The organism is Methylobacterium sp. E-005 (assembly GCF_022829725.1).
GTDB lineage: Bacteria > Pseudomonadota > Alphaproteobacteria > Rhizobiales > Beijerinckiaceae > Methylobacterium.
The window spans coordinates 33,483-51,879 of sequence record NZ_JAKSYG010000212.1; the positions used below are offsets into that span (position 1 = coordinate 33,483).

At 70.1% G+C, this 18,397-nt stretch carries 14 protein-coding genes; 4 read left to right on the forward strand and 10 right to left on the reverse strand.

What is annotated here, in order from left to right; translation table 11 throughout:
- Positions 1-15: 15 nt before the first annotated feature.
- The 10 genes from MKK88_RS24975 to crtD form a co-directional block, all read right to left on the reverse strand.
- On the reverse strand, positions 16-1,164 hold the full coding sequence (locus MKK88_RS24975; protein WP_244004567.1) for an ABC transporter permease: 1,149 nt from the start codon (positions 1,162-1,164) through the stop codon (positions 16-18).
- Positions 1,161-2,177: an ABC transporter permease gene (locus tag MKK88_RS24980; RefSeq protein ID WP_244004569.1), complete on the reverse strand. Its 1,017-nt coding sequence runs from the start codon at positions 2,175-2,177 to the stop codon at positions 1,161-1,163. Before MKK88_RS24980 ends, MKK88_RS24975 begins: the two co-directional genes overlap by 4 nt.
- Positions 2,174-3,940, reverse strand: a complete 1,767-nt coding sequence (locus MKK88_RS24985; protein ID WP_409566703.1) for an ABC transporter substrate-binding protein — start codon at positions 3,938-3,940, stop codon at positions 2,174-2,176. Before MKK88_RS24985 ends, MKK88_RS24980 begins: the two co-directional genes overlap by 4 nt.
- A gap of 368 nt (positions 3,941-4,308) precedes the next feature.
- Positions 4,309-5,178: a hypothetical protein gene (locus MKK88_RS24990; protein ID WP_244004573.1), complete on the reverse strand. Its 870-nt coding sequence runs from the start codon at positions 5,176-5,178 to the stop codon at positions 4,309-4,311.
- The gene (locus tag MKK88_RS24995) at positions 5,175-7,016 is read right to left on the reverse strand and encodes an ABC transporter ATP-binding protein (RefSeq protein ID WP_244004575.1); all 1,842 of its coding nucleotides are present in this window, start codon (positions 7,014-7,016) and stop codon (positions 5,175-5,177) included. The genes MKK88_RS24990 and MKK88_RS24995 overlap by 4 nt, the downstream gene beginning before the upstream one ends.
- A complete protein-coding gene (locus tag MKK88_RS25000) occupies positions 7,013-9,148 on the reverse strand; it encodes a glycosyltransferase (RefSeq protein ID WP_244004577.1) in 2,136 nt (711 codons plus the stop codon). Before MKK88_RS25000 ends, MKK88_RS24995 begins: the two co-directional genes overlap by 4 nt.
- Positions 9,136-10,410 (reverse strand): glycosyltransferase family 4 protein, encoded by a 1,275-nt coding sequence (locus MKK88_RS25005; RefSeq protein WP_244004579.1) that lies wholly within the window; start codon positions 10,408-10,410, stop codon positions 9,136-9,138. The genes MKK88_RS25000 and MKK88_RS25005 overlap by 13 nt, the downstream gene beginning before the upstream one ends.
- Positions 10,407-11,645, reverse strand: a complete 1,239-nt coding sequence (locus MKK88_RS25010; RefSeq protein WP_244004581.1) for a glycosyltransferase family protein — start codon at positions 11,643-11,645, stop codon at positions 10,407-10,409. The genes MKK88_RS25005 and MKK88_RS25010 overlap by 4 nt, the downstream gene beginning before the upstream one ends.
- Positions 11,646-11,834: 189 nt before the next feature.
- Complete coding sequence (locus MKK88_RS25015) at positions 11,835-12,698, reverse strand: carotenoid 1,2-hydratase (protein ID WP_244004583.1); 864 nt, start codon at positions 12,696-12,698, stop codon at positions 11,835-11,837.
- Positions 12,695-14,251: a 1-hydroxycarotenoid 3,4-desaturase CrtD gene (gene crtD / locus MKK88_RS25020; protein WP_279602523.1), complete on the reverse strand. Its 1,557-nt coding sequence runs from the start codon at positions 14,249-14,251 to the stop codon at positions 12,695-12,697. The genes MKK88_RS25015 and crtD overlap by 4 nt, the downstream gene beginning before the upstream one ends.
- Positions 14,252-14,335: 84 nt before the next feature.
- Between crtD and MKK88_RS25025 the strand changes: the two genes are divergently transcribed.
- The 4 genes from MKK88_RS25025 (at position 14,336) to MKK88_RS25040 (ending at position 18,395) form a co-directional block, all read left to right on the forward strand.
- Complete coding sequence (locus MKK88_RS25025) at positions 14,336-15,205, forward strand: polyprenyl synthetase family protein (RefSeq protein WP_244004585.1); 870 nt, start codon at positions 14,336-14,338, stop codon at positions 15,203-15,205.
- A 26-nt stretch (positions 15,206-15,231) separates the two neighbouring features.
- A complete protein-coding gene (locus MKK88_RS25030; protein ID WP_244004587.1) occupies positions 15,232-16,359 on the forward strand; it encodes an acetylserotonin O-methyltransferase in 1,128 nt (375 codons plus the stop codon).
- A gap of 96 nt (positions 16,360-16,455) precedes the next feature.
- On the forward strand, positions 16,456-17,394 hold the full coding sequence (gene bchC / locus MKK88_RS25035) for a chlorophyll synthesis pathway protein BchC (protein ID WP_244004589.1): 939 nt from the start codon (positions 16,456-16,458) through the stop codon (positions 17,392-17,394).
- Positions 17,391-18,395, forward strand: coding sequence for a chlorophyllide a reductase iron protein subunit X (locus MKK88_RS25040; RefSeq protein ID WP_244004591.1), 1,005 nt, complete (start codon positions 17,391-17,393; stop codon positions 18,393-18,395). The genes bchC and MKK88_RS25040 overlap by 4 nt, the downstream gene beginning before the upstream one ends.
- The last annotated feature ends 2 nt before the right edge of the window (positions 18,396-18,397 follow it).

Genomic DNA, 18,397 nt, shown 5'->3' on the forward strand with positions numbered 1-18,397 from the left:
TATCTTCGTCCTGTCTCAATGATACGGATCGGCCGCGTCCCGCAGCCCGTCCCCTAGGAAGTTGAACGCCAGCACCGTCACCAACACCGGCAAAACCGGCACCAGCAGCCACGGATAGAGCTGCACCGCCGCCAAATTCTGCGCCTCGTTGAGAAGCACGCCCCAGCTCGTCACCGGCGGCCTCAGACCCAGACCCAGGAAGGACAATGCGGTCTCGCCGAGGATCATGGTGGGGATCGATAGGGTCGCCGAGGCGATCAGGTGGCTCATGAAGTTCGGAATCAGGTGCCGGCCGATCACCCGGGCGGGCGACGCGCCCATCAGCTCGGCCGCCTGGACGAAATCCTCCTCGCGCAGGGCCAGGAGCTTGCCGCGCACCGCCCGGGCGAGCCCCGGCCAGTCGAGAAGCCCCAATATCACCGTGATGCCGAAGAAGATCAGCAGCGGGCTCCAGTTCGGCGGCAGGGCGGCCGAGAGGGCGAGCCACAGCGGCAGCTCCGGCAGGGAACGCACCACCTCGATCAGCCGCTGAACCCCGGCATCGACGATCCCGCCGAAATAGCCCGCGATGCCGCCGAAGAAGAGCCCGAGCGCGAAGGAGATCGCCACGCCCACGAGACCGATGGTGAGCGAAATCCGCGCCCCGTAGATGAGGCGCGAGAACAGGTCGCGGCCGAGCTTGTCGGTGCCGAGCAGGAACAGCGTTCCGTTCTCCGGCGGGCAGACGAGGTGCAGATCGGTATGGACGAGCCCGAGCCAGTCGTAGCCGTCGCCCCGGCAGAGGAAACGCACCGGCTGAGGGGTGGACGTGTCTGCCTTGTAGTCCCGGCGGAACGTGTCGAGGTCGAGATGCGCCCGGTACGGGTAGACGAAGGGCCCGATGAAGCGGCCCTCGTCGAACAGGTGAACGCCCTGCGGCGGCGCATAAAGGAAATCGCCGTTGCGCCGCGCCTGTCCGTAGGGCGCCAGCTGTTCCACGAACGGCACGATCGCGTAAAGCGCGATGAGAATCACGGCCGAGGCTACGGCGAGTCGGTGACGCAGGAATTTTCGAAGGATCAGCCGCCATGCGGAAGCGCTTTCCGTCCGGCCTTCGGGGCCCGCCTCCGGCTCGAACGGTGCGGGGTCGACGAAGTGGCGGTCAGCGGGGATCGCCTCCATCATCGCAGCCCCATGCGGATGCGTGGGTCGAGCCAGACCAGGGTCAGATCCGAGATCAGCATCCCGACGAGCGTCAGTGAAGCGACGAACATCAGGATGAAGCCGGCCATGAACTGATCCTGGCTGCGCAGGGCGTCGAGGAGCAGAGGTCCCACCGTGGGCAGGCTCAGCACCAGCGAGACCAGCACCGAGCCCGAGACGAGGTGCGGCAGCAGGTTGCCGATATCGGCCACGAACGGGTTCAGCGACATCCGGAACGGGTATTTCAGCAGTGCCTGCACGGGCGGCAGGCCCTTGGCGCGGGCCGTGACCGTGTAGGGCTTGGCGAGTTCATCCAGCAGGTTGGCGCGCATCCGGCGGATCATCGCCGCCGTCCCGCCGAGGCCGATCACCAGGGTCGGCACGATGAGATGGCCCAGCAGCGAGCGGATCTTTTCCCAGCTCCAGGGCTGGTTGGTCAGCGCCGAATCGTAGAGGCCGCCGATCGACAGCCCGAACCAGCGATTGGCGTAGAACAACAGGATCAGCGCCAGCAAAAAGCCCGGCACCGCGAGGCCGACATAGCCCAGCAGGGTTACCACGGCGTCGCCGAACGTGTTGCGGTGCGTCGCCGAGTAGATCGCCGCCGGGATCGCTACAAGATGGACGAAGACCACTGCGGTCAGGTTGATCAGCAGGGTCAGCCACAGGGCGTCGCCGACCACGTCCGCCACCGGCTTGTCGTATTCGAACGACCAGCCCCAATCGCCCTGGAGCAGCCCCGAGAAGCCCACCGACCCCGGCATGACCCCGATCCACATCAGGTATTGCTGCCAGACCGGCCGATCGAGCCCGTATTGCTTGATGAGAAGTTCAGCCTTCGCCACCGAGCTGGCATCGCCGGTGGCGCGCAGCTCCATGATCCGATTGGTCAGATAGTCGCCCGGCGGCAGCTTGATGATGATGAAGACGAGCGCCGAGATCACCAACAGCGTCGCCGCCATGGTGAGGATGCGGCGGAGGATGACGGCGATCACCGGGCCTCCACCCGCTTGTCGGCGGCTTGGTCCCAGAACAGCTCGTCGAGGCGCTGCACGCCGATCATGGCGGTGGGCGCCCAGGAATAGAGGGCGCGCTTCGGCAAATTGATCAGGCGATCGGCGCCGATCACAGGCTGCAGCGCCCCCGCCACCGTGCCGATCACCCAGGTGTTGCGCGCGTGGTTCATCAGCATCTCGCGCCAGATCGTAGCCTGCTTGGCCGCATCGCTGGTGTCGCGCCACTGCCGGTCGAGGTCGAGCAGGCGCTGAACCTCGGGGACGTCGCAGGGCTCCCCGTTTCTGCCCTGGCTCTCGACGTTCATGCTCCAGAGCGGCCAGGCGTAATGCTCCGGCTGCGCCGGGCTCAGCTCCGTCGGCGGCATGATTGCGGTCGGGACCGCAAGGTCGAGCCCCTGGGCGGCCACCATGACGGTCATGCCACCGATCGAACGGCGTTGCAGATTCGTACGCTCCTGCGGCTTGGCGATCAGCCGGATGCCGACCTCACGCCAGAACTCCGTGATGAGAAGCAGCGCGTCGAGCACCATCTCGGCCTCGCCGTCGCTTTCCACGACGATCTCCAGGGGGCGGCCGCCGGGCAGCAGCCGCGTTCCGGAGCCGTCGCGACCGGTCAGCCCCATCGCGTCGAGGAGCTTGGTTGCCGCGGCCGGGTCGTAGCTGGCGTTGAGGGTCCGCATCTCCGGCTCGAACAGCGGGCTATCCGAGACGATCGTGTTGTTGCCCTCGGTGCCGAGCCCGAACAACAGCGTGTTGTTCAGTGTCCGGCGGTCGATGGCGAGCGACAGGGCGTGGCGGTAGCGCTCGTCGCGGTTGAGCTGGCGCCAGATGGGATCGAGGGTCGTCAGGTTCGGGTAGAGGGCGAATTCAGAACCGCGTGCCACCGGCCAGAGGTTGGTGCGGTAGTGATGGGTCGCCTCGCCCTCCTTCAAGCTCGGAATATCGGGCATCGACAGCCCACGGAACATCAGGTCAGCCTCGCCGGCATTGGTCTTGGCGACCAGGAGACCCTGCGAAGCCACGTCCATCACGATCGAATCGACGTAGGGAAGCTGGGTGCCGGCCGTATCGACCCGGTGATAGCTCCGGTTGCGCTCGAATCGGAACCGGCTGGCGGGGGAGCGGGTCCGCGGCACCCAGCCCTGCAGGGTCGGGCAGTCCGGATTGTTCAGCTCGTAATTGTCGTCCATGCGATTGTGCAGGGCGGCCCAGCTCCGAAGCTTGAGGGCCTTAGCCTTGGCGTCGGCGGCGTCCTTGCCGATGTAGCGGGCATGGACCGGCTTGAGATAGTGCGACGGCCGGTAGATGAGCGGGTCCCGCGGCGCCGCCAGGGCGGGCAGAAACAGCGGGTTCGGCCGGTCCCAGCTGTAGCGGATGGTGACCGGGTCGAGTATTTCAACCTGAGGTAGCTTGCCGTCGATCCGGAAGAAAGCCGGCGGCCCCTCCGGGCTCAGCGCCTTCTCGTTGGCGACATCTTCCCAGAAGTAGCGGAAATCCTCGGTGGTGAACGGATGCCCGTCCGACCAGCGATGGCCCTGGCGCAGGGTGAAGGTGAAGCGCCCGCCCGCGACATCGACGCGTTCCAGCACATCCGGCCGCAGGTTCAGGTCGGCATCATAGCCGATCAGGCGGGTGTAGCCGTAGACCGAGAGGTAGCGGACATCCCGCGCCTTGGCGATCAGCGTCCGGATCGTGCCGCCGGCCGTGCCGAGCCGCCGATTATGCGCGGCGAGATCGACCACGAGGGGCGCGGACGGCGGAGCGGGGACATCGGTCGGCGGGATGTCGGCGAAGGCCCGTTGCGGTGAGTGCGACCCGATGAGGGTAGCGCCGACGCCGGCGAGAAGGGCGCGGCGGGAGACGAGATCGGACCGTCGCGCGTCGCAGCGTGAATCGCCGAGCGTCTCCGGTGCGCAGCGCGGCGGATCATTGAGCGCGACCCTTTGGGGTGAGGGGCGAGACCTCTCCGGATGGGGCACGCGATCGATGCGCCGACAGGGCGCACTTCGTCCTGAAAATTCTCGTCCCTCACCCTGTCCCTCTTCCGCACGGGAGTGGGGACCCGCGTCCGTGCCCGAAGCCGTGTCGCCAACGCGTCCGTCCGCCTCATTCATGGCCCACCCCGCAACGTCACCGAGGTCAGCCGCGCCGGCGAATACCCGGTGGCCCGATGCAAATCGTCGAAGGCGTGGGACCGCGCGATCAGGCCAGCCGCCTGACGGACCAGCGCGTCGTCCACCGGCTGCTCGAACTGGCGTCCGTTGCGGGTCCAGCGGATCGGCTCCGGGCTGCGTTCGGGGCCGGTGATCATCGCGATGGTCGGGTGTGCCGGCCCGCCATGGGCGTGAATCCGGTGACCGGCCGCATCGTCGTCGAACAGCAGCCGGGTCAGACCGCGGGCGTGCGCCTCCGCCACCCGGCGGCCCTGCGCCACATGATCGTCGAAGAACGCCACCGTGGTGGCTGGATCGAGCATCGACCACTCCGCTGTCGACCAGTCTGCGGTGCTGTAGCGAGCTTGGAGGTCGCGGTACTGGAGCCCCGACAGATCGGGATCGTGGCAGAAGATTCGCGCCTCCGGGCAGGCCTGTCGGATCACCCAAGTGGTGAGCCCGCGAAAAACCCCCGATTCGATCACAAAGCGGGGCCGCAGCGCCCGCATCGCCACGTAGAGCTGCAGCGCGCCATTGAACCCGCTGCCACCTCGCCGCTGCCGCACAGGCGCGGTCGGGATCAGCGACCAGAAGGTGCGGACCTGATCGATGACCGCGCCATCCGGCGTGAGCCCAGCCGCCGCAAGGTCGCGCTCCAGGATGGCGGCGGCCGATTCCAGCAGGGTCGCGACCTCGCGCGGGGAGGTCGGGCGGTGGCTCCAGTCGGGTGCGGCCGGCACGAGATCGTAGCCCAGCCGGTCGAACAGAGGCGCCAGCACCTTCCGTCGCAGGCGTTCCATCATGACGGGTGGACGCATCTGGCTCATGCGGCCACCGCTTCCGGCGCGCCGCCGAACCGCACCTGATGGCCGGGCTCGATGGCGCGCATCGTGCCCGCCTCGTCGGGCTGGAGACGATAGGGCGCCTCCCAACGCGTGGGGTCATTCCGGTCCGCCGCCACCGCGGCGAAGTCGAGCGGGTGATCCAGGCTCGGATCGGGTACGGCGGCGAGCAGCGCCCGCGTATAGGGATGGACCGGCCTGCGGAACAGCGCGGCCCGGGGGGCCTCTTCGACGATGCGACCCCGACACATCACGCTGATCGTATCCGCCATGTAGTCGATCACCGCCAAGTTGTGGGAGACGATGAGGTAGGAGAGCCCCAAAGCCGCCTGAAGATCCTTGAGCAGATTCAAGATCTGCGCCTGCACCGACACGTCCAGCGCCGAGACAGGCTCGTCGAGCACGAGAAGGCGCGGCTCCACCGCGAGTGCGCGGGCGATCCCGATGCGCTGGCGCTGTCCACCCGAGAAGGCGTGCGGATAGCGCCCGAGACCGCTCGCCTCCAGGCCGACCATGGCCATCAAGGCCCGGCAGCGTTCCTTCCGCTTCGCGACAGCGACGCCATGGATCTCCATCGGCTCGCTCAGGATCTGACGCACCGTCATGCGCGGATCGAGGGAGGCGTAGGGGTCCTGGAACACGAACTGGACCGTGCGCCGGTAGGCGAACAGCGCGTCGCCGCTCAGGCCATGGACATCGCGCGGGCCGCTGCCATCGTCAAACAGGATCCGGCCGGAATCCGGCGCGAGCGCCCGCATGATCATCTTCGAGACCGTGGTCTTGCCCGAGCCCGATTCGCCCACCAGCCCGAGCGTCTGGCCCGCCGCGAGGCTGAGCGACACGTCGGAGACGGCATGGACGAGCCGTGGCTTCTGCCACAGGCGTCCTGAGCGCAGCGTGAAGGTCTTGCTCACCCTCTCGACCTGGAGGATCGGTCCCGCCAGCGGCGCCCGCACCCGCACCGGCGGGATCTCGGCTTGGGCCGGGCGGATCGGGGTCAGGCGCTCCCCCGGCGCCATGTCGAACCGGGGCACCGCGTGGACAAGGGCCCGGAGATAGGCGTGGCCGGGCGCGCGCATCACGGCCTCGCGCGGACCGGATTCGACGAGGCGCCCACGATAGAGCACCGCCACGTCGTGGGCGACATTGGCAACCACGCCGAGATCGTGGGTGATGAGCAGGATCGCCATCCCGGTCTCCTCCTGAAGCCGAGTCAGCAGGGCAAGGATCTGGGCCTGGGTGGTGACGTCGAGCGCCGTGGTCGGCTCGTCGGCGACCAGCAGCGCCGGCTTCAGGATCAGCGCCATGGCGATCATCGCGCGCTGGCGCAGGCCGCCCGACAACTCGAACGGATAGGTCCGAAGGGCGCGCTTCGGATCCGGAAAGCCGACCCGGGCCAGCGCCTCCTGCGTGCGCACATCGGCCTCCCGCCGGTCGGCGCCGATGTGGATGCGCAGCGCCTCGCCGATCTGATCGCCGATCGTATGGAGCGGCGAGAGGCAGGTCATCGGCTCTTGGAAGATCATCGCGATGCGCTGGCCACGGATCGCCCGCATCGCTGACCCCTCGACGGGAAGCCGCGCGATATCGACCTCCGCGGCGCCGTCGCGAAACAGGATCTGTCCACGGGTGATGGCGGCGGAGGGCGGCAGGATCCGCAGGATCGCCTGTGCGGTCACCGACTTGCCAGAGCCCGATTCGCCCACGAGCGCCAGGGTCCGCCCGCGCGTCACGTCGAGGGACAGGCCGTGAAGCGCCTCGAACGGTTTCGGTTCGGCTCGGAACGTGATCGCAAGATCCCTGATGGACAGAAGTGTGCTCAAACCGTCCCCGCGATCTGGAGACGCGAATGATGGGGCGGCATACCACGCCTGTCCATTGCGGCATGGTCGAAGAGGCATCGTGGATGCAGCTTTTCGATCGCGGGATGCTTGAGGAGGATGGTCAGCAGTTGTTCCACGAAGCGCCAGACGGCCTTATCCTGCACCAGATGATGCGTCAGCAGGACGAGGGGGCGCTCTGGACGCCGCGCGATATCGTCGGCGAGGGCGGCGAGCATCGTTCCTGGGTTACGCACGGAGCGTGAGCCGCGCCAGTCGATCGGGTCGAGCGTGGCGTCGATCCGGCGGAGGCCAGGGATCGGCGGTCCAGGGACCGCGGACAGGCCGCGATAGCCGAGATCCGGCAGCGCGGCGGCGCATGCCGGCGCGAGGCGGTTCCAGGGCGGCACGAAGATCGGAAGCAGGTGTGCGTCCGGCACACGCTCCCGGGCGACGCGAAGGCCAGCCTCCGCATCTGCGACGAGATCGGCCACGGGGCGGTCGGCGCCGAACTCGGTGGGCTTCGTGCCGGGCGGCGCGTGGTTCCGGTGTGCGAAGCCGTGAACCGCGACGCTGACCTCCGGCGCCGTTTCCAGGCGTCGCCCAAGGGCAGGCTCAATGCCCGCCGGGATGGCGGCGAGCAGGAGCGGCGTGTCGTGAGACTGGGCCGACTCGATCAGCCGGTCGAGGGCGGGCGTGGCCGTGACCGCGTCGTCATCGCGCCAGAGGAAGGGGATGGTATGGCCGCTTGCGCTGGCGGCATCGAGGGCCTGATGCAGCACGTGCCAGGGCGGACCCGCAGCGGGATGAGGCGCGGGGGTCCGCTCCGGTGCGGAAGAGGGGCTAGTGAATGGAGGCACGGCGTCCTGCCGAAACGCGCCGTCCCGACGCGGCGATGGCGCAGCCGGTTCCGAGACGTCTCGTCCCTCACCCCGAGCGTCCCCCGCAGGAGTGAGGGACTCTCTCGCCCCGGCGACGGTCTCAGCCACGGGCGAGCGCCTCCCCTCGCACTGTCTTGCATGGAGCGCCGCGACGATGTCGACGGAGCGCGCCGCGCCCCCGAGGTCGATCTCATGCGCGGGGGGCGGGGGGGCAGCGAGCCGCGCCTCCACCGCCCGTAGCAGTGCCCCCGGGCTCAGCTCCGCCTCAGGCAACACGCAGGCGAGGCCGCGCGCGGCAAGATGCTCGGCGCGCAATCGCTGCTCGGTCTCGCCGCCCGCCTCGAACGGGACCAAGACGGCAGGCGTCTTGGCGGCGAGGAGGTCGGTCGCGGTGTTGTAGCCGCATTGGCTCACCGAGAGCGCGGCGGCGGCTAGTAGGCTCCGGTAATCCGGCCTGGCCCGTCCGAGAACGCCCGCCGGCAGCCTGGCCCCGATCTCGGACAACGCGTTCTCCGGAACGCCATGCCCGGCGAGGATCCGCCAGCCCAGATCCGGGCGCCGCCGAGCCGCATCGGCGGCAGCGCGCAGCAGGAGCAGCCCGGCCGGGCCGGAACCGGCCGCGACCAGGACGCCGGCGCGCGTCTCAGCCGGGGCCGGGCGCGTTCCCTCGTCCACATAGCCGGTGTAGCGGAGCTTACGAGCCGTCGCGGCGTCGAGCGGCCAGGACGCGTCGAGGGGCACGAGTGTCGGATCGCCGTGAACCAGCACCGCGTCAAAGAAGGCCGCGACGCGGGCATGGGCCTGCGCGATCCGCTCCGGCCGCGTTGTCGCGACGAGGATGTCGCGCACGGAGGCGAGGACCAGCGGTCGCGGCACCCGGGCATGCGCGGCCTCGACGAGGGCGAGGAACTCCGCCGCAAGGGCGCGGCGGCCGAACGGGAACAGCTCGGTCAGCACGGCATCGGGCGCGAAGGTCCCGAGGGCGTCGATCATCAGGGTGCGGCGACGCGCCAGCCATGCCGGATCCGCAGGTTCCCCGTCCGGCCGAAGCATGGTCGAGAAGGCCGTCCCGACGATGTGCAGCGACGGCAATTGCACGAGCCGCACGGCGTCGAGACGCACCAGCGGGGCCGGAACGCCCCCGGAGATCAGCATCACCTCGTGGCCGGCTGTCGCAAAGGCTCGGGCGAGGGCGGCCGCGCGGGTGAGATGACCGGCGCCGAGCAGATGCGTGACGGCGATCAGGACGCGCATGCCGGCACCTCCTGCGCGGTTTCGCCCGCCCCTGCGCCCAGTCCGGCTGAGACCCGCAGGCGGTTGGCGATCAGCGTCACCGCACGCTCTTCCGAAAAATCCCGCACGAGCCGCGCGCGCGCCGCGGTTCCGAGCCTCCGCCTCAGATCGGGATCGCGCGCCAGACGGAGAAGGGCCGCCGTCAGGGCCGCCGGCTCGCCGGGTCGGACCAGAACGCCGTGAACGCCGTCGGCAATGAATTCCGGCGTGCCGCCGAAGGCCGTGGCGAGGATTGGCAGGGCCTGGCTCGCGGCCTCCATCAGGACGTTCGGCAACCCGTCGCGATCGCCCCCGGGGGCGGGTTTGGTCGGCAACACGAACAGGTCGGCCTCGCGCATGGCGGCGATCACCTCGGGCTGCGCCAAGGCCCCCCGGAACGTCACACGCTCGGCGAGACCGCGCGCGCGCACCCGCGATTCCAGCGCCCCACGCAGCTCCCCGCCGCCGATCAGCGTGAGCTGCCAGTGCAGGGCGGCGGGCAGGCCCGCCAGGGCGTCGATCAGGTCGTCGTGCCCTTTCTTGGCGACGAGACGCCCGACGCAGAGGAGTCGCAACGGTGCCTCGCTGCCGTCGCGCCCGGTCTCCCGGCCGGGCGCCGCGGGAAAACGTCCGAGATCGAGCCCGTGATAGGCCAGCAGCGTCCGGCCCGGCGCCACTTGGTCGAGGCGCTGCTGACCGTCGCGGGTGCAGGTCACGCCCCAGCGGGCGTCCTGCAGCTTCTCGGTCAGCTCCCAGTCCGGCGTTGTCCAGATGTCCTTGGCATGGGCGGAGAAGCTCCAGCCGCGCCCCGTCAGCAGCGCGGCGTAGCGTGCGACGCTGGCGGGCGTGTGCAGAAAATGTACATGGATATGCGTGACCGCCGCGGGCAATTCCCGGGCGAGCACCAGAGCCTGTCCAAGGCGGCGCAGCCGCGAACGTGTCGGATCGCGCCACAGATCGCGGGCGAAAACGGCCAGGAGCGCGGGCAGGTGCGGCCGCCGTAGCGCGGCGCCGGCGCCCCGCAGGACGCGCGCCGGCGCCGTGTGCAGATACTCGGGAAGGTAGGAGACCGGGGCGCGGATCGCCTTGTGCATCGGGTGGTGGAACCGGTCGGTCGGTCGGCGCAGGGACCAGATCTCCAGGGGCAGCCCCCGCTGCTCCAGGGCCAGGATCTCCTGGGCGATGAAGGTTTCGGACAGCCGCGGATAGCCCTTCAGGACCACGGCGATCCGTCGCCCGGTCACGAGTAGGCTCGTACGCGCTGATCCCTCAGGCGGGAGCCGGCGAGCGCCCGGACCCGGCGGGCGACGGCTTCGAGCCCGCCGAGCAGGCCCGGAACCAGGACGCGCGACGGCTCGGTCTGGTCCGGCAGGGCCCGGAGGGCTGCGGCCATGCGTTCGGGCGCCCGACCATCCTCCTCCATCAGCACGCGGACGAGTCCCAGGGTCTCCGCCGCCAGAGCGCGGATCGCCTGTTCCCGGCGCGGCTCGGTGCGCGGCACGAGGATCGCCCGGCGATCGAAGGACAGGATCTCGCAGAACGTGTTGTAGCCCCCCATGGCGACGACGCCGGCCGCCTTGGTCATCAGGAATTCGATCTCGCTGTCGAAGGTGATGGCGGCGACCCGCCCGGCCAGGGCGCGGATGCGCGAATCGAACCCGTCGCGGGCCGCGTCGTCGAGGAACGGGCCGAAGGCGATCAGCGCGGGCAGCGGGATACCGGGATCGGCCTCGTAGGCCGCGATGACCCAGTCGATCAGCGCGGCGCCGTCGCCGCCGCCCCCCGGGGTGACGAGGATGAACGGCCCCTTCGCCACGGCGGGCTCCTCGCGCCCGAAGCGTCGCTCCGGCAGCTCACGGCGCAGGTAGCCGGTGAAGATCATCCGCTCGGCGATCCGGGCGGCGGTCTCGGCATCCATCGGCAGCGCCGCCAGGGGTTCGTGGATGCGGCTCAGGCCGTAGACCCAGATCTCGTCGTAGAAGCGCGCCATCGTCTCGACCGCCCCCTTGCGCTCCCATTCGGGGACGAGGCGGTCGGCCTCGTCGAGCACGTCGCGCAGGCCGAGGACGAGGCGGATCCCGCGCGCGGTCGCCCATTCGAGGGTCGGCAACAATTCGCCGTGGAAGCCAGCGGGCTCCTTGTCGACGATGATCATGTCGGGATCGAAGGCCGCGCAGGTGCGGGTTATGATCTCGGTCCGCAGCGCCACCGTCCGGTCGAGGGGCACGGCGGTGTCACGGCTGCCATATCTGCCATCGAGGAACTTGACGACGGCGGGCAGCCGGACGGTCTGCACGCCGGCAGCGAAGGCGAAGCGGTCGATCACCGGCGATCCCGACACGATCACCGCCCGCGCCCGGCCGTCGCTCGACACGATCGCGTTGGCGATCGCCCGCGACCGGCGCAGATGGCCGAGCCCGAAAGTATCGTGGCTGTAGATCAGAACGCGTGGGCCGGATGACGCCTCGTCCTCTCGCATTCCGGTGACCGCCTCGGTTGAGGGCGCGAGGATCGCAGCCGACGCCCTCTCGCACAAGCGGGGCCGTACGGTAAACAGCGTCGTCAGTCGGGAGGGCACCTCGCCCGATGCATCCGTCCGCGGGATCCGTTCGCCGCTGAACCTTCGCACAGCCCGGTGGAACCTGCGCGGTGCTGACCGATGCGGGTTTCACCGCGCGATCGGCGGCCTCGGCATGCGGAACGGCAGCATCAGCCGCACGAGCGGGTTGCGGAACCGGTCGAGCGACAGGCTCTCGTGCATCGCGCGTACCGGCTCTCCGCAGAGCGTCGAGGCGAGCAGCGAGCGGGCATAGAACGGCGTGTTCTCGTAGGTGGTCAGGACACGGGCACGGCCGTCATCGCTGCGGGTCTCACGCGGCATCCGCCAGAGCCGGGTCGCGGGAAGGCGGGCGGCCGTGGGCGGTCGGATCTCCCGGCGGCTGCCGTCGCGGTGGAAGCGCAGAGACAGGTTCTGGCCGCCGCCTTCCCGGTGCTGCACGTCGTACAGGATGGCTGCTCCGTCCGGCAGGTCAGCCCGGCACCACGTCCAGCGCGTGAACGCGTCCTCCAGGGCCTCGTCTCCGTCGTTGGTGTCGAAATAGGCGCTGCCGGTCCATTTGAGGTCCGGCTGATCGAACGCGACCTCCACCCGTGAGGACGGCGCCATCGGCCACCAGCGGTGGCGCCCGGCGCGATCGAGGTGGAACGGACCGGCGGTGAAGCCCGGCGGCTCCAGCCGGACCGTGCCGCGCAGCCGGTGGGGCAGGGGAGACCCGCGCTCGTCGATCCGGACGGTCAGCGCCGTGCCGTCCCAATGCATCGCGCTCGGTCCGATCGCGATGTGGTCCGCGTCGCGCGACAGGCTGTCGACGCGGCGCTCCGTCATGGCGAAGCGGCTGCGCTCGCCGTAAAGCACGACGTTCATCGCGCAATGATCGAACGGGTCCCGCTCGGCGCTCCAGGCGTAGTACGGCGAGAACACGCTGCCGATGAACGCGATGATGGTAAGGCCCTGGCGGCCATCATCGCTCACCGCATCGACGTACCACCACGCGTAGCCGCCCTGCGCGACCGCGCCATCGAAGCGCGGTCGTCCAGGATCGCCGCCGCGGCAAGCCGACCCGACTGTGCCGCCATCGGCACGCCCGGCCCCGGATGGACCGAGCCCCCCGCCAGATAGAGGCCCGGCACTGCCGTCCGCGCCCCGGCCCGCTTGAACGTCGCAGCCCAACCCTGCGCCGCCCGCCCGTAGAGTGCGCCCCCCGTCCCCGGGAACAGCGCCTCGAAATCCCGGGGCGTCGTCGTCACGGGCGCCGCCATATCCAGGTTCAGCCCGCAGGCCTCCAGCCGGCGGACGAGGGTCCTGGCGCATGTCTCGATCTCCGGCGGGGTGTGCGGGCGGTCCCGGCCATCCGCCGGGGCGTTGACGAGGAGGAGCAGGCGCTCGGGACCTGCCGGCGCGCCGCCGGACTCCGTCCGGTCCTGCGCACAGACATAGACGGTCGGGTCGTCGGGCAGACGGCGCTTGCGCAGGATGGTGTCGAACTCGGCCCGGTAGTCCCGCGAGAAGAACACGGTGTGGTGGGCGAGGGGGAAGCCCTGGGTCTCCGCCACCGTGCACAGGGTCACGGCCGAGAGCGAGCGCTCGGTCGGTCCAAGCCGCTCGCCGGCCTGGATCGCATCGGGGCCGAGCAATCCGGCGCCGAGGGCCCCGCAATCGGCGTTGCAGACCACGATGTCCGCGCTGATGCGCTCTCCGCCGGCCAGGACGACGCCGCCAACCCCGCCTTTCTCGGTGACGATGCGCTCGACATGCGAGCCGTAGCGAAACACGGCCCCCCGCTCCGCGGCGAGATCCGCGACCGCCTGCGCCAGGGTGCTCAGGCCTCCCGCCACGGTCCAGACCCCGGCCTGCTCCACGTGGGCGACCAGCATCAGCGTGGCCGGCGCGCTGAACGGCGAGGCGCCGCAATAGGTGGCGTAGCGGCCGAACAGCTGCAGCAGCCGCGGATCGCGGAAGAACGTGCCGAGCGCCGACCACAACGTGGCAAAGGGCTGGATCCGCCAGAGGTCGCCGAGGCCAGAGATCCCCACGCGCTTTGCAAGACCGGCCGGGTTGGTTCGCCCGTCGCGAATGAACGGGCCTTCGAGGGTGTTGTAGACCTCTGCCGACCGGGCGCAGAACCGCCGGTAGCCATCGGCCTCGCGGGGGCCTGCGAAGGCTGCGATGGCGGCGGCCGAGGCCTCGATATCTGCGAACAGGTCGAGGCGTTCGTCACGACTCCAGGCGTGCCGGGCAAGGAGGCTCGCCGGGCTCAACGCCACCTGGTCGGCGAGTCGGTCACCGCATTCGGCGAACAGCTCCTCAAACACCCAGCGCATGGTGAAGACGGTCGGCCCCGCCTCGACGGACTCCCCGCCGACCGGAACGCTGCGCATCTTGCCGCCCGGCTTGGCCGCCCGTTCCAGAACGGTGACGTCAAGCCCCGCCTGCGCGAGCCGCAGCGCGGCGGCCAGGCCACCGATCCCCGCTCCGATCACGACGACGCGCTCCTGCGCCACGCTTGCCCCGCTTTCAGACCCCAACCGGGATTGATCTCCCGGCTGCGCGGTGTCAATAAGAAATGACACCTGATGCTGACAAGCCATAGTGACATGGGAGGCGGCGCGATGGAGTCGGGCCGGCGAATCGAAATGGCGCTGGATCGCGCCGTGGCGCATGCGGAAGCGCCGGGGGCGCCACCGCTCCTCGCGGAGGCGCTGCGCTATGCCGTGTTTCCGGGCGGCCATCGGATCCGCCCACGGCTCTGTCTTTCCGTCGCGCTGGCCTGTGGTGACGACGATCCAGCCGGTTCCACGGCGGCGGCGGCCGCGATCGAGCTGCTGCACTGCGCCTCGCTCGTCCACGACGATCTGCCGTGCTTCGACGACGCGCCGATGCGCCGGCAGAAGCCCTCCGTCCACATGGCCTTCGGCGAACCCATCGCGGTGCTGACGGGCGACGCCTTGATCGTGCTGGCTTTCGAGACGCTGGCCCGGGCGGCGGGTCCCTATTCGGGTCGGCTCGGCCGACTCGTCGGGCTGCTCGGACGGGCCGCCGGCTCGCCCTCCGGCATCGCGGCCGGTCAGGCCTGGGAATCGGAGGCCCATATCAGCCTCAGCGACTATCAGCAGGCCAAGACCGGCGCTCTGTTCGCGGCCGCCACGGCGGCGGGCGCCGCCGCGGCCGGGGCGGAGGCGGAGCCCTGGCGCCGGCTCGGCGAGTGCCTGGGCGAGGCCTATCAGGTAGCCGACGACCTGCGCGATGTGGCCTGCCGACAGGAGGAGATCGGCAAGCCGGCCGGGCGCGATGCGACGCTGGGCCGCCCGAATGCTGCGGCGTTGCTCGGCACGGGCGGCGCGCTGGAGCGCCTGTCGCGGCTCACCCGCGAAGCCGTGGCGGCGATCCCGACCTGTCCGGGCGCCGCGATCCTCACCGCCGAGATCGAGGCGCAGGCGCGGCTGTTCCTGCCCGCGAGCCTGCGGGCGGTGATGGCCTGAGCGCCGGTTCCCTGCCCGGCGCCGAGGTGGACCCGCCGGCCCCGGCCGCCTGGGGCGACCGTTGGCTCGCGTGGCGCAACCGCCTCGTGGCAAACCCGCGGTTCCAGCGCTGGGCGACGGGATTTCCGCTGACCCGCGGTATCGCCCGGCGCAACACCCGTGCCTTGTTCGATCTTTGCGCGGGCTTCGTGTACGCGCAGGTTCTGACGGCCTGCATCCGGCTCGACCTCTTCGCGATTTTGGCCGATGGGCCGATCACCACGGACGTATTGGCGCGCCGGCTCGATCTGCCGCCCGATAATGCCCGCCGCCTCCTCCGCGCCGCTGAATCGCTCGGTCTGGTGCGGGCGCTCAAGGGCGATCGGTATGGGCTCGCGGACCTCGGCGCCGCGCTCATCGGCAACCCCGGCATCGCCGGCATGGTGGAGCACCACGCGCTGCTCTATGCCGATCTCGCCGATCCCGTGCGCCTTCTGCGGGGGCAGGCGCAGCCCACGCGCCTGTCAGGCTATTGGCCCTACGCGTCGGGCACCGCGGCCGAACCCGAGGCCTATGCCCGCTACAGCGCCCTGATGGGCGCCTCGCAGGCCATGATCGCAGAGGATGTGCTCGACGCCTGCGATCTGTCCGGCGCCCGGCGCCTCATGGATGTGGGTGGCGGCGAGGGGGTGTTCCTCGAAGCGGTCGCCGCCCGCCATCCGAATCTCGGCCTGACCCTCTTCGACCTACCCGCTGTTGCGGAGCGCGCGACGGCGCGCCTGTCACGCCTGGGGCTCGGCGCCCGAATCACCTGCCGCGGCGGCGACTTCCACGCCGGTCTGCCCTCGGGCGCCGACACCATCTCGCTCGTGCGGATCGTGCACGATCATGATGACCGACCGGCCCGGGCGCTCCTAGCGGCCGCGCACGCGGCGCTGCCCCCGGGCGGCCGCTTGATCCTGGCCGAGCCAATGGCCGGGACGCCAGGCGCTGAGCCGGTCGGGGACGCCTATTTCGGACTCTACCTGCTGGCCATGGGCTCCGGCCGGCCTCGTCGTGGCGATGAGCTGTGCAGCACGCTGCGAGAGGCGGGATTTGCGTCCGCCTACGAACGCGGGACCCGTCGCCCACTGCTCGCCCGGGTGCTGATCGCTCAAAAATCGGGCGCCCCATAGTAAGTGTGACTTGACGCGCCCTTGTGTCTATCTAGGATGACACTTAGCGTCCTCGCTCCATCGAGAGTCGCGTGAAGCAGGGCGGAAATTCCCACCATGGATGCGCTCGCCGTCATCCTCGAACGTCCGGAACATCTGTCGGTCCAGCGGCTGCCGCTGGAGCCTGCCAATGGGTCCGACGCGGTGGTCGCGATCGCCTGGAGCGGGATCAGCACCGGGACCGAGCGTCTGCTCTGGTCAGGCCGCATGCCGTCGTTCCCTGGGATGGGATACCCCCTGGTACCGGGCTACGAATCGGTCGGGACGATCGTGGAGGCTGACGAGGCTGGTGCCGTTCGGGTCGGCCAGACCGTCTTCGTTCCCGGCGCCCGCTGCTTCGGTACAGTCCGCGGTCTGTTCGGTGGCGCCGCCTCGCATCTGGTTTCGCCCGCCCACCGGCTCGTGCCCGTCGATGCCGGGCTCGGCGAGGCCGCGTGTCTCCTCGCCCTTGCGGCGACGGCTTATCGCGCGCTCGGCGGCATCAGGCCCGGCGCAACCCCGCTGATCGTCGGGCACGGCGTCCTCGGCCGGCTGCTCGCGCGCCTGACCCTCGCGGCCGGCGCGGCGCCGACCGTCTGGGAGCGGGATGCGATTCGTCGGGCGGGCGATCACGGCTACGCGGTCCTCGCCCCGGATGATGATCCGCGCCGCGACTACGCCGTCATCACCGATGTCAGCGGCGATGCCTCCGGCCTCGACGCGCTGATCGCCCGGCTCGCGTCCGGCGGCGAGATCGTGCTGGCGGGCTTCTACGAAGCGCCCCTGAGCTTTGCCTTCCCGCCCGCCTTCATGCGCGAGGCCCGGATCCGGATCTCGGCCGAGTTCCGCCCGGACGACCTGGCGGCCGTGACCCGCCTGATCGACGGCGGCCGCCTCTCGCTCGACGGGCTGATCACCCATCGCGCGCCGGCAGTCGATGCCGAGGGCGCCTATCGCACCGCCTTCTCCGATCCCGCCTGCCTGAAGATGATCCTCGACTGGAGGGACGCCGCGTGAACGTTCAGCTCAACAAGGCCGCCCTCAGCCAAGCGACCCAGCTCCGCGCCGAGGCCGCGATCGAGCCCGATGCCGTCATCACCGCACCGGCCAAGAAGGAAACGCAGATCATCGCGATCTACGGCAAGGGCGGCATCGGCAAGTCGTTCACGCTGGCCAACCTCAGCTACATGATGGCCCAGCAGGGCAAGAAGGTCCTGCTGATCGGCTGCGACCCGAAGAGCGACACGACCTCGCTCCTGTTCGGCGGCAAGGCCTGCCCGACCATCATCGAGACCTCGACCAGGAAGAAGCTTGCCGGCGAGGCGGTCGCGATCGGCGACGTCTGCTTCAAGCGCGACGGCGTCTACGCCATGGAGCTCGGCGGCCCCGAGGTCGGGCGCGGCTGCGGCGGGCGCGGCATCATCCACGGCTTCGAGCTGCTGGAGAAGCTGGGCTTCCACGAGTGGGGCTTCGATTTCGTCCTGCTCGACTTCCTGGGCGATGTGGTCTGCGGCGGCTTCGGCCTGCCGATCGCCCGGGACATGTGCCAGAAGGTCATCGTCGTCGGCTCGAACGACCTGCAATCGCTCTACGTCGCCAACAACGTCTGCTCGGCGGTGGAGTATTTCCGCAAGCTCGGCGGCAATGTCGGCGTCGGCGGCCTCGTGATCAACAAGGATGACGGCACCGGCGAGGCGCAGGCCTTCGCGGAGGCCGCCGGCATCCCGATCCTCGCCTCGATCCCGGCCGACGAGGACATCCGTCGCAAGAGCGCGAACTACGAGATCATCGGCAAGCCGGACGGGCGCTGGGGCGACCTGTTCTCTGAACTCGCCGCCAACGTCGCGGAGGCCGCGCCGCACCGCCCGACGCCGCTCACGCAGGACGGGCTGCTCGGCCTGTTCTCCAGCGAGACCACGGGCCGCGACGTGGTCCTGGTCCCCGCGACTCAGGAGGACATGTGCGGCGTCGCCCAGGTGACCAAGCCGTCCCTCGAAGTCGTGTACGACGAGGTCTGACG